This window comes from Rhizobium sp. CB2179 (assembly GCF_057653455.1).
On record NZ_CM172781.1, the window covers coordinates 2,776,128 to 2,789,268 of the forward strand.

12 protein-coding genes are annotated in these 13,141 nt (G+C 59.0%); 5 read left to right on the forward strand and 7 right to left on the reverse strand.

Annotation, left to right across the window (positions count from 1 at the left end):
• Positions 1-252 precede the first annotated feature (252 nt).
• From fdhD to AC244Q_RS13990, 5 genes are all read right to left on the reverse strand, one after another.
• Entirely contained in the window at positions 253-1,074 is an 822-nt protein-coding gene (fdhD, locus tag AC244Q_RS13970) for a formate dehydrogenase accessory sulfurtransferase FdhD (protein WP_128406211.1), read from the reverse strand.
• A gap of 5 nt (positions 1,075-1,079) precedes the next feature.
• Complete coding sequence (locus AC244Q_RS13975; RefSeq protein WP_128406210.1) at positions 1,080-3,392, reverse strand: FdhF/YdeP family oxidoreductase; 2,313 nt, start codon at positions 3,390-3,392, stop codon at positions 1,080-1,082.
• A gap of 291 nt (positions 3,393-3,683) precedes the next feature.
• Positions 3,684-4,775 carry an MFS transporter gene (locus tag AC244Q_RS13980; protein ID WP_164902292.1) on the reverse strand — a complete coding sequence of 364 codons (1,092 nt, stop codon included), beginning with the start codon at positions 4,773-4,775 and terminating at the stop codon, positions 3,684-3,686.
• A gap of 97 nt (positions 4,776-4,872) precedes the next feature.
• A complete protein-coding gene (locus AC244Q_RS13985; protein WP_128406208.1) occupies positions 4,873-5,970 on the reverse strand; it encodes an alkene reductase in 1,098 nt (365 codons plus the stop codon).
• 32 nt (positions 5,971-6,002) lie between these two features.
• Positions 6,003-6,758 carry an SDR family oxidoreductase gene (locus AC244Q_RS13990; protein WP_206641063.1) on the reverse strand — a complete coding sequence of 252 codons (756 nt, stop codon included), beginning with the start codon at positions 6,756-6,758 and terminating at the stop codon, positions 6,003-6,005.
• Between the two features lie 107 nt (positions 6,759-6,865).
• Here AC244Q_RS13990 and AC244Q_RS13995 point away from each other — a divergent pair, with 107 nt between their 5' ends.
• Complete coding sequence (locus AC244Q_RS13995) at positions 6,866-7,807, forward strand: LysR family transcriptional regulator (RefSeq protein WP_128406207.1); 942 nt, start codon at positions 6,866-6,868, stop codon at positions 7,805-7,807.
• A gap of 466 nt (positions 7,808-8,273) precedes the next feature.
• Here the strand turns inward: AC244Q_RS13995 and AC244Q_RS14000 are convergent, their stop codons facing one another.
• Positions 8,274-9,008, reverse strand: a complete 735-nt coding sequence (locus AC244Q_RS14000; protein ID WP_128406206.1) for a 3-oxoacyl-ACP reductase family protein — start codon at positions 9,006-9,008, stop codon at positions 8,274-8,276.
• A 133-nt stretch (positions 9,009-9,141) separates the two neighbouring features.
• Complete coding sequence (locus AC244Q_RS14005) at positions 9,142-9,666, reverse strand: isoprenylcysteine carboxylmethyltransferase family protein (protein WP_128406205.1); 525 nt, start codon at positions 9,664-9,666, stop codon at positions 9,142-9,144.
• A gap of 284 nt (positions 9,667-9,950) precedes the next feature.
• On the opposite strand from AC244Q_RS14005, the gene AC244Q_RS14010 reads away from it, so the two are divergent.
• Genes AC244Q_RS14010 through AC244Q_RS14025 form a run of 4 tightly spaced genes read left to right on the forward strand, consistent with a single transcriptional unit; the run spans position 9,951 to position 13,121 of the window.
• Positions 9,951-10,319 (forward strand): copper resistance CopC family protein, encoded by a 369-nt coding sequence (locus AC244Q_RS14010; protein WP_128406204.1) that lies wholly within the window; start codon positions 9,951-9,953, stop codon positions 10,317-10,319.
• The gene (locus AC244Q_RS14015) at positions 10,316-11,173 is read left to right on the forward strand and encodes a CopD family protein (protein ID WP_128406203.1); all 858 of its coding nucleotides are present in this window, start codon (positions 10,316-10,318) and stop codon (positions 11,171-11,173) included. The genes AC244Q_RS14010 and AC244Q_RS14015 overlap by 4 nt, the downstream gene beginning before the upstream one ends.
• Positions 11,174-11,195: 22 nt before the next feature.
• Positions 11,196-11,666 carry a DUF305 domain-containing protein gene (locus tag AC244Q_RS14020; protein WP_128406202.1) on the forward strand — a complete coding sequence of 157 codons (471 nt, stop codon included), beginning with the start codon at positions 11,196-11,198 and terminating at the stop codon, positions 11,664-11,666.
• Positions 11,667-11,684: 18 nt separating this feature from the next.
• On the forward strand, positions 11,685-13,121 hold the full coding sequence (locus AC244Q_RS14025) for a YncE family protein (RefSeq protein WP_432431717.1): 1,437 nt from the start codon (positions 11,685-11,687) through the stop codon (positions 13,119-13,121).
• The last annotated feature ends 20 nt before the right edge of the window (positions 13,122-13,141 follow it).

A 13,141-nucleotide genomic window follows, 5' to 3' on the forward strand; every position in this document is an offset into this window, starting at 1 on the left:
CATTGCAAATTGTGGCATTCGGTGCAAATCGTCAACCGCAACAGGGTTCGCTATCGCGGTCGCAGCAGCCATGCGGAGCAAAGCTTCCGGCAAACATACAGCCGCCTCCCGCCTGTTACACCTATTCGGAACGTCGACATCCCACCCGCCGACCGAGTGCTTGACAGAAAAGATGGAATTGGTTCGCCATCGTCCACCGCGGCAGGTCAAAATCGTCGCACAGCCCCGTTCAGTTGGAGACACTGTGACTAACTAAAAGCGGTGTGGCTCCCCGAGCGAAAATCGGTGAGGGTGCGTGAAGATTTCGAAGTCCTCACCCCGCACGAGGGCGACTAGCGTCATACCGGCTGCTTCCGCGGTGCGGATGGCGAGTGCCGTCGGCGCTGAAATCGCAATTAAAACGCTAGCGCCGAGAATCGCCGCCTTCTGAACCATTTCGACTGACAAGCGGCTGGTCACAACGACTGCCCCTGATGCCCCCGGTTCCTCGGCTCTGACGACCGCGCCGCAAAGCTTGTCGAGGGCGTTGTGCCGACCGACATCCTCGCGAACTGCTAGAAGGCCTCTACCAGGTATGTAGAAGCCCGCGCCGTGAACCGCGCGGGTATCGCGAAACAACGGCTGGCTCTCGTTCAGTAAGGAAACTGCACGAACAATATCGTCATGTGACAGCGCCAGACGAACGGTCGAAACATCTGCCACTTCCCTTACGGCCTGCTCGATCGACTCGATACCGCAAAGGCCGCAGCCGACGGGTCCGGCCATGCTGCGCCGGCGTTTCCTCAGCGCCTCTTCGACATCGTCGACGAGCGTTACCTGAACATCGATACCCATCTCAGCCTCGAGCAATTCGATATCCGAGATCTGGCTGCGGTCGGTGATGATGCCCTCGGTGATGCTGAAACCGACAGCGAAGTCGACAAGATCGGCAGGAGTTCCCATCATGACCGCATGGGTGCTGCCGCCATAGGAGAACGCGATGGGCACCTCTTCGGGAACCATGCGTGGGACGGTGGTCGTGACGCCGCCTTTGCGGGCGAGCGGTTTGGCGGATATGCGGGTCGCCCTCTCCATACCTATCAGGCAGCCGCCGTTTCAGATCCCCGTGGCTCCCCGGATACTTTCACCGGGACGCCCTTGTATGCTGGCGTCCCCGAAAGCTTGTCGAAGAAGGACAGCGGGATAACAACATTGAGTTCGGGGTAGTACCCGGCGACAGATCCGCGTGGGATTGGATATTCGACAGCGGTGAAACCAGCGACTTTTCGTTCACCATCCTCACCGATGGCCGCTTCAATAAGAAGCCTGTCGCCTTCTGCGAGACCGCGCGCGGCGAGGTCGTCCTTGTTCATGAACAACACGTCTCGACGGCCGAACACGCCCCGGTAACGATCATCGAGGTTGTAGACGGTGGTGTTGTATTGGCCGTGGCTGCGGAGCGTGGTCAGCACGAGGAGGTCCCTGTCGGCGAGAACGGGGTCTTCATCCAGGCCGGGAGCGATGAGGAACTGGGCCTTCCCGCTCTGTGTGTTCCAGACACGCTCCGACGCTCCTACCTCGAGCCTGAATCCGCCCGGCTGTCGAACGCGGGTGTTGAAATCGAAGAAGGTCGGGAACACGCTCTCGATCTTCTCGCGTATACGGTCGTAATTGGCAATCATTCCATCCCAGTCGATTCCATAGCGGTCGCCGAGCGTCGCTTTTGCGATCCCTGCGACGATTGCCGGCTCGGATTTGACAACATCGCTTGGCGGTTTCAGGAAGCCGCGGGAAGCGTGCACCATCGACATTGAATCTTCGACGGTAACGGACTGCACGCCGGAGGCCTGGATATCCACGTCGGTGCGTCCGAGACAGGGAAGGATGATGGTTGTCTTTCCGGTCAACAGGTGGGATCGATTGAGCTTGGTCGCGATGTGGACTGCGAGATCCAGCTTTCTCATGCCAGCGAAGACGTAGTCCGGATCGGAGATAGCGACGGCGAGGTTACCGCCTAGACAAATCAGAGCCTTCGAATGGCCTTCGGAAATAGCCTTCACCGTCTCGACTGCATTGTGACCCTTGTCTTGCTTGGGACGGAAACCAAAGGCTCGTTCGATACCGTCGATCAGAGCCTTACTCGGGATTTCGGTGATGCCGACGGTCCGATCGCCCTGCACGTTCGAGTGTCCGCGCAACGGGCAGATACCAGCCCCCTCGCGTCCGATGTTTCCCCTCAGCATCAAGAAGTTTGCTAGCTGCTGCACGTTTGCAGTGCCGTTGCTATGCTGTGTAATACCCATGCCGTAACAAAGGATGACCCTCTTTGCGCGTACGTAGACTTCTGCGGCGGCCTCGATGTCTGCCTTGGCAAGACCCGACACCTCCACGATATGATCCCACGTCGTGTCATCGATATCCGCCCTCAGGGTGGCCAGCCCTTGAGTGTGCTCCGCGATGAATTCCCGGTCGAGGACGCCAGAACCGCCGGCTGCAATGTCCGCCGTATCGCGCTCGAACACGGCTTTCATGAGCCCTTTGATTGCGGCGAGGTCACCGCCGCATCGAACCTGATAATAGGAGGAAGCGATCTCGGTCGAGCTGAACGTCGCCATCTCGACGGGGTTCTGCGGAGCCGCGAAACGTTCCAGCGCACGCTCTTTGAGCGGGTTGAAGACGAGGATTGGGCAGCCACGCCGAGACGCATCGTGGAGCGTGGTCATCATCCGCGGATGGTTTGTGCCGGGATTATGCCCGAAGCTGAAGATAGCATCGCAATGGTCGAAGTCTTCCAGCGTTACGGTGCCTTTGCCGACACCGATCGACATCGGTAGACCGACCGAAGTCGCCTCATGACACATGTTAGAGCAGTCTGGAAAATTATTCGTTCCGAACGCTCTCACGAAAAGCTGATAAAGGAAGGCGGCTTCGTTGGACGAGCGTCCGGACGTGTAGAACTCGGCCTGGTCCGGACTAGCGAGTTTGTTGAGCTCTTCCCCGACGATTTTGAAAGCAACAGCCCATTCGATGACCTCGTAGCGGTCATCAGCGGGATTATAGATCAAAGGAAACGAAAGCCGCCCCGCGTCCTCGAGGTCGTGATCGCTCCACTTCCAGAGTTCGGCGACCTGGTGGCGCGAAAAGAATTCAGGCCCCGCACGTTTAGCCGTGGATTCCCAGGTGATTGCCTTCGCCCCGTTTTCACAGAATTCAAATGACGAGGTGTGCTTGGGATCAGGCCAAGCGCATCCAGGACAATCAAATCCATCGGGTTGGTTTGCCTTCAAAAGGGTTGCTGCCCCCTGAGTGATAACCTGCTGATCCTTGAGCGTCCTCGCAACTGCCTCCAGTGCACCCCAACCTCCCGCAGGCGCGTTGTAATCACGGATACCCTCAGGGCGCTTCTTGGACATGTCGAAACCTCTTTGTCTTACGCAGCAGTCGCGAATGCGGCATGGTCAAAACGTGACACGTCTGCCCGTTTGAAGGAACTATACATGGGTATGAGGGCGGCAAGGCTTCTTCGCGGCGCAGCTTTGGAGGCGGGGGCCTACTCCATTTTGGTGGTAACCGCGACCACGAAGGTTCCGCTCGTTCTTGAAAGGCGCGACCGTCCTTTCGGGGCGGCCGCGCCTGGCAGGACCTCTTCCAGAGCACCAAGGAGAGGAGCGCCCTTTTCGAAGTCCGTTTTGTATATGGTAGCGTCAGCGAGAGCTCGCCGACGGCATCAGCATGAGCAGGATTGTCGAACCCGCGGCGAGGCTACCGAACAACAGCGCGCCGCCAAGGCCTGTCCCGTCTACGATAGCGCCTCCAACGAAAGCGCCCATTCCAATGGCGATCTGCCCGACCGATACGAACATCGCCTGCATATCTTCGATAGCGTCCGTTGCTGCGTTCTGAAGGAAAGACTGCATAGCGATCGGCACCATGCCGAAGCCAAGCCCCCAAAACACGACGGCTATTGCAGCGGCTACCGGATGCTCACCGAAAACCATGAGCAGCAACGCCGACCCGCCGAGTAGCGCAGAGGCGACGATGACCGACAACCGTATCTTTTTGCTCGATATCCACCCTCCCAGGATATTGCCCGCGAAACCCGCGATCCCGTTGGCCAGCAGCAGCGAGCTTAGGAACGGCCCGGAAATCCCCGACCGCTCGTTTAAAAACGGCGTCACGAACGTGTAGGCCGCGAAGTGCCCGATGAAGATAGTCAAGACCGCCATCAGACCGACACGTGCCTTGCGCCGCAGAAGTAGCGCGGACATTCCCCTTACGCCTCTTCGGTTCTGCGACGGAAGCGCCGGCAACAAGATCGCGACCGCCCCGATCGATATGGCTGCCAGGACACCTCCGGCCCAAAACGACATGCGCCAGCCGTACAAGTCACCCATCAGCGCGCCGGCGGGCACGCCTGCGACGGTACCAAACGAGATACCCGACAAGATGATCGCGTTCGCCTTCACCCCTTCCTTACCCGACCTCAGACGCGGCCCAAGGGAGCCCGCGATTGTCCAGAACGAGCCGACCGCGACACCGAGCAGAAAACGTCCTGCCAACATCTGGACAAGATTAGTAGCAGTTGCTGCCAGGACGTTCGAAACAGCCAAAGCAACCAACAAAACGAGAAGAACGCGCCGCCGGTCAACGCGACCGGCGAGGGCTATGCTGAGTGGCGCAGCAGCCGCCGCAGCAAGGCCGGGCATTGTCATCAGAAGACCCGCCTGCCCCGTCGTGATGCCCAGACTACGCGCGATATCGGGAAGCAGTCCGAGAGGAAGGAACTCGGATGTCACGAGAGCGAATGATCCTACTGCGAGGGAAGACACCCCCAACCAAGAGGTTGGGAGGTGAAGTCGCGCCGACTCCGCAACGGTGCTCATCTTCTTCTCCTCAAGCGCGCCTGGCTACTTGAACGTCGGCCGCGGGATAGTCGACGTAGCCCTCTTTCCCCTGCGTGAACCAGGTATCGGCGTCATCGGCGGAGAGAGAGATATCGTTTTGGAGACGATACGGCAGATCCGGGTTCGAGATGAACGGACGGCCGAAGGCCACTGCGTCTCCGATCCCGCCCCTGAGCTCTGCCTCGGCGCGTCGCATGTCGAAGTCGGAATTCAAAATCAGGGGGCCCTTGAAGGCGTTCCGAAGCTTCGAAGCCAAGGGATCCATTTCGCCGACACCGAAGGTACCATCGAGCGGAGGTTCGCGGAGTTCGAGATGCGCAATACCGATGCTGGACAAAGCCTCGGCAGCAGCGATGAACACCGGAAGTGGATCGCTGTCTCTTACGCCCTGCGTTTCCCCATTCGGAGACAGACGAACGCCAGTCCGGTCAGCCCCAATGGTGTCGGCGACCGCCTGGGTCGTCTCGTTTAGAAACCTGATCCTGTTTTCGATCGATCCACCGTACTGGTCGTCACGGAAGTTTGAGCTGTCCCTTAGGAACTGGTCAATGAGGTATCCGTTCGCGGCGTGTAGCTGAACACCGTCGAAACCTGCCTCCATCGCGTTTTTCGCGCCATCGCGGAAATGCTGGACGATCTCCGCGATTTCGTCGACGCTCAAAGCACGCGCTTCCTCGTAAGGTTTCTTGCCGTCGTACGTATGTGCCTGGCTAGGAGCTGTCGTCGCCGACGCTGAAACCGCCTGGCCGCCGTCAAGGAAGCTGGAGTGGACCACCCGGCCCATTTGCCATAATTGCGCGATGATCCGGCCGCCGTTCTCGTGGACTGCGTCCGTGATTTTCCTCCAGCCGGCGACCTGCTCAGGCAGCCACAGGCCCGTGGCGTATGGCCAGCCAAGCCCCAGCTGGTTTATGCCGATGGCTTCGCTGATGATGAGGCCTGCCGATGCACGCTGTGCATAGTACTCGACCATGATTGGTGTAGGGATATGTTCTCTCGTTCCCCGCGCGCGGGTCATCGGAGCCATGAAAATTCGGTTCGGAGCTTTGATCGCGCCGAGCTGGATGGGGTCGAAAAGGCTGGTCATTACCTAGTCCTCTGCTGGGTGTGGGACGCGCCTCAAACGAGACGCGAACCTCCGTCGATGTTGAGGACTGCACCGTTCATGAAGCCATTGGTCATGAGGAAGACGACGGCAGCCCCGGCTTCCTCCGCGGTGCCCAGGCGGTGAAGCGGCAACGTCTGCTTGAGCGAGGCAACGTAGGAGTCACGGCCATCACCGAGAGCCTTGGAGAGGATCGGGGTATCGATCGGACCAGGAGACAGCGTGTTCACACGGCGTGGTGCTAGTTCCATGGCGAGGCCGCGTCCAAAGGCTTCCATCGCTGCGGAGGCGGCAGCGAGAACAGCAACGCCATAGGCATTCGGACGGTCAGCCAAGGCACCCGAGATAAGCGTGACAGATGCGTCCGGGGCGAGCTTTTCGCCAAGTGCACGAAGGGTGTGAACGGCAGCCCAGATACGCTCGTCGAAAGCACGACGCAAATAAGAGACGTCGGCCTCAAGTACCTTTCCCGCTACGAACGTTCCGGCAAGCAGAACGAGGTGATCGACGCGGTCGAGGGTCGACACGGATTCCGTGATGGTCTCCGGATTGGTGACATCCGCGGCGCGCCAGTCGTCCAAGCCATTTTCCGAAGCCGCCTGCTGAGCGCGCTGGCGGTCGTTGCCAATAACGGTGACATGTGCGCCTGCGGCCTTCGCTTGGATAGCGGCCGAAAGGCCGATTCCGGACGTACCGCCGAAAATCACAACGTTCTTTCCTTCGAGCGAGCCGCTGACTGACTCGGCACTGATTGCTACTGTCTGGTTCATTTCTTCTCTCCTTGTTGGCGGGCCGGTCGTAGTCCAGCGCCGATGGGTAATAGGTAGATCGGTTTTCTTGGATTGATAATGACGCGGGAATTCGCTTTAATAGTTCCATGACGGAACAAATCGGAATTGACAGGCTGACCGGGATCATTGCGTTTGCGAGATCCGCGTCTTTAGGAAGCTACACGGCGGCAGCTAGGTCGCTGTCGGTGTCGCCGTCCGCGATCAGTAAAAGCGTCCAGAGATTGGAGGAGCATCTCGGTATCAGTCTTTTCACCCGAACGACCCGCTCGCTCACTCTGACGCCCGAAGGTCGTGACCTTCACGAGAGGGCTTTGCGTCTTCTCAGGGAAGCCGAGGAAATCGAACAGGCCGCGGTGGCGGCCAGGGCGGAGCCTGCCGGGATGATCAAAGTGACCGCGCCGCTGCCGATCGGAGTTCATCTGATAGCGCCCGCGCTGCCCCGCTTTCGGGAGCTGTTTCCGAAAGTGACCGTCGATCTCCGACTCGGTGACCGGTTCACGGACCTGATCGAAGAAGGCATCGATATCGCAATTCGCGTCGGCGAGCCGGCCGACTCGAGGCTCATCGCGCGCAAGCTCGCCCCGAACAGAATTTGCGCGTTCGCATCTCCGGACTACATCGCGCGTCGCGGAGAACCCCAGCGGCCTGAAGACCTGGTCCAGCACGACTGCGTCAACTTTCGGTACCAAAGCTCCGGTCAGACGTTGCGCTGGCCCTTCAAGGTGGGAGAGCGGGTCCTCGAAATCGTGCCCAACTCGACGATCGTGGTGGACAACAGCGATGCGGTCGCAGCCATCTTGGTCGCTGGCGGCGGGATCGGCATTTCGCCGACCTACATCGCCGCTCCATTCCTGAAACGGGGCGAACTTGTCCCCGTTCTCAAGGATTACGCCATCGACCGCTCCAACATCACTGCGCTCTGGCCTGAGAGCCGCCGCGGAAACCCCACCGTCAAAGCGTTCGTCGCCTTTCTGACCGACGTCTTCCCTCCCGTGACTCCTTGGGACAAGATATTCTCTGAGGTTTAGGCGAGCTTGATCCGATGTCTCGCAAACCGCGAGCACACCTTGCCGCTTCGCCGAAGCATCGAAATCCTGAGGCATCTGATTTAGCTTTCGCAATCGAAAAAACTTATGAACGAATGCAACAGCTTCCGGCCGAATGAAGACCGGATCTCTCAGCACGCGACGCCTCGTTCAAAGATTGCGTGAAGACTGCCAGAATTTGGCACAGTTACAATCATACGTGGGTATGACGGAGAGAAAGGGTATCGGTCATGATGTGCCGGCCGCAGCAATTCGCCAGTTCCAGGATCAGCACCCGTCGCATTTCGGACGGGCCGCGATCAGCGGGGCATTAGACGCCAACAAAATTTTTCTTGTGCGGCGGTGACGCTCAAGCGGCGGGCGTACAACGCCCTCCGTTGAGCCGGTGCAAACCCGCCAGCCTGCACCGTTTCCTGGTCGCCGCTCGAGGACGCGTACCTTGCCGTTGTCAGGCGAGAAATCCACCGTCCGCGGTAATCGCGGCCCCAGTGATAAATGAAGATTCCGGACCTGCGAGGTACGAGACAAGCGATGCGATTTCTGATCCCCGGCCGAGCCGCCCCAATGGGACGAACGGTTTCACAAGGTCTTCCAAACCGTCAGTCATCGAACTTACAACCGGTCCCGGCTGCACGGTGTTCACGGTGATACCACGAGGAGCCAGATCTCGCGCAAGGCCCCTGGTGAGGGCTGCGACCGCAGCCTTCGACGCGGCGTATATCGAATAGCCAGGGAAACCGGCGCGCTCGGCAACGACACTACCGATGTTGATAATGCGCGAACCCTCGCTCATCGCATGTGAAGCTTCCTGGGAGGCGTAGAAAAGGCTGCGGACGTTAATCGAGAACTGTTTGTCGAAGTCCTCCATTCCCACCTGGCCTACGACACCGCCGATGGCAATTCCTGCGTTGTTGACAAGGATGTCGAGCCGTCCGAACCTCGCATGCACCTCGACGATGGCGCGCCCAAGTTGCTCGATTTCGCTGTTGTCGGCTTCAATGGCCAGCACCTCTGCTCCGAGCATACGGAGTTCCTGTTCAAGCGCGATGGCACTGTCCTTAGACTTCGAATACGTGAAAGCCACCCTGGCCCCGTCATCGACCAGTCTCCGTACGATAGCAGCCCCTATGCCTCTGTCACCGCCCGTCACGAGGGCGACTCTCTTCTGGAGATGTCCTAACATCACATGCCTTCCAACCGTTGTGACCGCTCAACCGCGGACTTCGATTGTGGATGTGCGTTTTCCGAGCGCCGTCCGGTAGTGCGGCGGACCTCGTTTCAGAGATGCCCCTGTGGAACAGGTCGACGTCCAACGTTCATTTGTACCCGGGAACTGCCTCGGCCATCGCAGCCTCTTCCTGACGAACGCGGATTACTAGCGGGATGAAGTAGAGCGGCAATCCGAGGATCAGCGTCCAGTATGCATTTACCGAAAGGGCAAAGCCTACCAATTCCGCCACTATGCTCACGAAATAATTCGGGTGGCGGAAGCGCGCGAAGAGCCCCTTCCTGATGAAAGGATGCCGCTGATTGATGATGATTTTGACAGTCCAGAGCGGCCCTAGCGTGGTCACGACCGAAACGAGCGCGATTGCGGCCAGCAAGTAGACAACGATCCCGACCGCGGCGACGCTCCAGTTGAATTCATGATTGTAGGCCCCTTCGACGGTGGCGGCGATGTAATAGACAACGTGCGCCAATGCCAGGAAAATGCTGTTTGCAGCGCCGACTTCCCGTCCTCCGGCTTTTTTGAGCGCCTTCTCGTTTCTGGATGAAATGACGACACTTGATATCCGCCAGATAAAGGCGAGGACGACGAAAACTATTATTGGGGTTGGCATGCCTTTTCCCTGATTTCATCTGCTGGATCTGAACCCACGCAGGACGGCCGCTGGCAGCCGAGCTTGGGGGATCCGCGATATCGCCGATCTCGAACCGATTTCCAACATAACCGGGGTATGGCCGACTTATACCTCCGTATGGTTGCGCGGACGAGAATTAAGTTCAGTTTTGCGTTCCGACGGACCGCACCCCGAGGCGTACGATTTTTCTGAATCAGCGCGGAATAATTTCTGGTCGGCGGTGTCTACGTCTTCAAAACCGATCCATCGCAGGAACCGCCCTGATGCAATTCCGCCTTCTGAACCTCACGCTGTCATTTTGCTGCTTAGTCGGCCTGGCTCTTCCAGTTTGGGCGCACGCTCGCGTCGAGAGTACCGTTCCCGCGGCGGGTGCCAGATTGAGCGTCTCTCCCGAAAGGATCGAGATCCGGTTCACGGAGAGCATCGAACCTCAATTGTCGGATTTCAAATTATTCAACGCGCAGGAAGCCGCGATAACCGTGGCTCGAGAAACCGATGACGGCGACCGGCATAAGATATCCGCGTCCGTGCCCGCGCCGCTTAGTGCTGGCGAATATCGGATCGAATGGAAGGCGCTTTCTGAGGACGGACATCCCGTCTCAGGCGAATTCGGCTTCACGGTGTCGCCGTGAACGACGTCGCACTCCTGGCAGGCAACAAGTTCCTACACGATACGGCGCTGGCCCTGCTGTGGGGAGGTGGAGGATACATCGAATTCGTTGCTCCTGCACCGCTCTCCGGTTCACTTGCCAAGGCGATGAAACCCGCAACCTGGACCGCGGTGATCGTCGTTGCCATTACTGCGGTTGCCACCATCCCCCTGTCGGCGGCCTCGATCGCAGCGGGTATTGGGTCGGTCGATCCGGATCTAATCCAGGAGCTTCTGAGCCAGACATCCGTGGGTCACCAGATGCTTCTTCAGGCGCTCTTCGCCACTTTGCTTGCTACCGCCACCTGGCTGTCGTCGCCGAGAACGACCCTTGCGATAGCCGGACTGATGCTCTGTCAACTCGCTTTTTCCGGACACGGAACTGACGAAACGTTCGGTGAGCGTCTCATCCAGTCCGCTCACATCCTCTGCGGCTGTGCCTGGCTAGGTGCGCTCCTACCGTTCTTCCTCACGCTTCGCGAGGTTCAAGGATCATTGAGACAGCAGTCGATGGCCGCGTTGCGGAGATTTTCGGAGCTGGGGCATATAGCGGTTGCCGGAGCCTTGGCCTTCGGCCTGGCGACTTCGTGGGCCATAACCGGCCGTTCTCCCGCTTCGGCCTCGAGCTCCTATGATTTCGCGGTTCTACTGAAGATCGGGTTGGTCGGCACAATGGCGGCCGTCGCTGTGGCGAACCGATACTGGCTGGTGCCGTCCTGGAAGCGCGGATCGCCAACCTCCCTCGCCTTGCTGGCTCGCACGACCGTGGCGGAAGTCGCCCTCGGCATGACGGCGATCGCGACCGTGGCCATCTTCAGCCTCCTCGACCCTCACTGAAATCCTACCTGGAGAATTCACAATGAAACCGCCGAAACCCTCTGTCATCGCCCTTCTGTGTGCGGCCGGGCTCTTTAGCACCAGCCTGTCAGCGATGGCACATGATCCCGCCGAGCATTCCCACGCGGATGTTGCAGGACCTCAAAGCACTCCTGAAACCGCATATCTTGCTGAAAACGACGCCGCGATGATCAAGATGATGCGGAATATGGAGGTCGCACCGAGCGGTGATGTCGACCGCGACTTCGTGGCGATGATGACCCCGCACCACCAGGGCGCGATTGAGATGGCTTTGGCTGTTCTCAAGTACGGCACGAACGAACAGCTCAAGCGCATCGCGCAAGAGATAATCGTCGATCAACAACAGGAGATCGCTGCGATGAAGCTCGCGCTGGGCGATCCCCTTCCCCCTTCCGCCGCCGCACCCACACAGGTCCCGGCTGAATCCCCGGCGGCATCCATGCACGGCATGGACCCCAATATGAAAATGTAATCGAAAGGCTAGAAAATGATGAAGCGCATTACGATCGCGGCAATCCTGCTTGCCGGCACGTCCCTCGGCGCATTTGCCGGACAGGCTCCGGCTTCAAGCGCTGACCCCGACGTTCCGATCAGCCACAGTGACCGTGTCTACGCCGCCGAACAGTTCTCCAATACGGTGTCGGTCACCGACCCCGTCGACAATAAGCTGCTTGGCGTTATCAAGCTCGGCGATCCCCAGCCAGGCAACCTCAGCCCGCTCTACAAGGGCCAGGTCTTGGTTCACGGCATGGGTTTCTCTCCCGACCATAAGACGCTGGCAGTCGTGTCGATCGGTTCGAACTCGGTGACGTTCATTGACACCGAAACCAACTCGGTCAAGCACACCACGTATGTTGGCCGCTCACCCCACGAAGCCTTCTTTACTCCCGACGGCAAGGAAGTCTGGGTTACCGTTCGCGGGGAAGACTACATCTCCGTTATCGACACCAACAGCTTCGAGGAAAAGACCAGGATCAGGGTGCCCGCGGGACCTGGGATGCAGATTTTCTCTCCCGACGGCAAGCTCGGCTACGTCTGCTCTTCCTTCAATCCGGACACGGTAGTCATATCGATCGCAGATCACCAGATCGTCGGCCATGTAAAGCAGGCAAGCCCGTTCTGCCCGAATATCGCGGCATCACCGGACGGAAAGCAGGTTTGGTTCACCTTGAAGGACGTCGGTAAAACCCAGGTCTTCAACGCACAAGCACCATTCGATATCATCAAGACAATCGACACCGGGCCAATTACCAACCACGTGAACCTGGTCGCCAACAAGAACGGCAGCTTCGCCTATGTGACCGTCGGCGGGCTCAATCAAGTGAAGGTTTTCCGTACCGACACGTTCGAACTGGTCGCTACGATCCCCGTGGGTAATCTTCCGCACGGTATTTGGCCATCTGGCGACGGTACCCGCGTCTACGTCGGGCTTGAAAACGCCGACGCCTTTGCCGCCATCGACACCCTGACGAACAAGGTGATCGCCAACATTCCAATCGGGCGGGCACCACAGGCGGTCGCCTATGTCCCTGGCGCTGTCACGACCGGCAATGGCCTGGCGAACCTGGTTCCACTGGGAAGTGCAGGACAGGCAACGCACCTGAATCTCGGAAGCAAGACGGACAAGTCTGCCACGAGCGTGACCCTGTTTGACCAAGGGCTCACCCAGGTACTACAGGCTTCGGTGACTGGCCTCGATCCCAAGAAGCCCTACGTTCTTGCCCTGTCCGACAAGCCTGATGGATCCGGTACTCTTGAAGGGCTCTCGAACTTCATGACCAACCCTGCCGGCTCCGCAATCGTCAATGCCGTCGGCCCGATCCGTCAGATCGTCGAGCCGCGACATAAATCAGAGCGCCGCTATCTGGTAGTCGCGGCTTCGGCAGACGGAAAGCCGGGAGCTGTCATCCAGGTGCAGCGGGACTGAGGTCTCGGGCCGCCCTTTAC

Excerpts from the sequence above, each read along its gene's own strand:
- fdhD (WP_128406211.1), bottom strand. The coding sequence starts at position 1,074 with ATGGAGAGGGCGACCCGCATATCCGCCAAACCGCTCGCCCGCAAAGGC.
- AC244Q_RS13975 (WP_128406210.1), bottom strand. The coding sequence starts at position 3,392 with ATGTCCAAGAAGCGCCCTGAGGGTATCCGTGATTACAACGCGCCTGCG.
- AC244Q_RS13985 (WP_128406208.1), bottom strand. The coding sequence starts at position 5,970 with ATGACCAGCCTTTTCGACCCCATCCAGCTCGGCGCGATCAAAGCTCCG.
- AC244Q_RS13990 (WP_206641063.1), bottom strand. The coding sequence starts at position 6,758 with ATGAACCAGACAGTAGCAATCAGTGCCGAGTCAGTCAGCGGCTCGCTC.
- AC244Q_RS13995 (WP_128406207.1), top strand. The coding sequence starts at position 6,866 with ATGACGGAACAAATCGGAATTGACAGGCTGACCGGGATCATTGCGTTT.
- AC244Q_RS14000 (WP_128406206.1), bottom strand. The coding sequence starts at position 9,008 with ATGTTAGGACATCTCCAGAAGAGAGTCGCCCTCGTGACGGGCGGTGAC.
- AC244Q_RS14005 (WP_128406205.1), bottom strand. The coding sequence starts at position 9,666 with ATGCCAACCCCAATAATAGTTTTCGTCGTCCTCGCCTTTATCTGGCGG.
- AC244Q_RS14010 (WP_128406204.1), top strand. The coding sequence starts at position 9,951 with ATGCAATTCCGCCTTCTGAACCTCACGCTGTCATTTTGCTGCTTAGTC.
- AC244Q_RS14020 (WP_128406202.1), top strand. The coding sequence starts at position 11,196 with ATGAAACCGCCGAAACCCTCTGTCATCGCCCTTCTGTGTGCGGCCGGG.
- AC244Q_RS14025 (WP_432431717.1), top strand. The coding sequence starts at position 11,685 with ATGAAGCGCATTACGATCGCGGCAATCCTGCTTGCCGGCACGTCCCTC.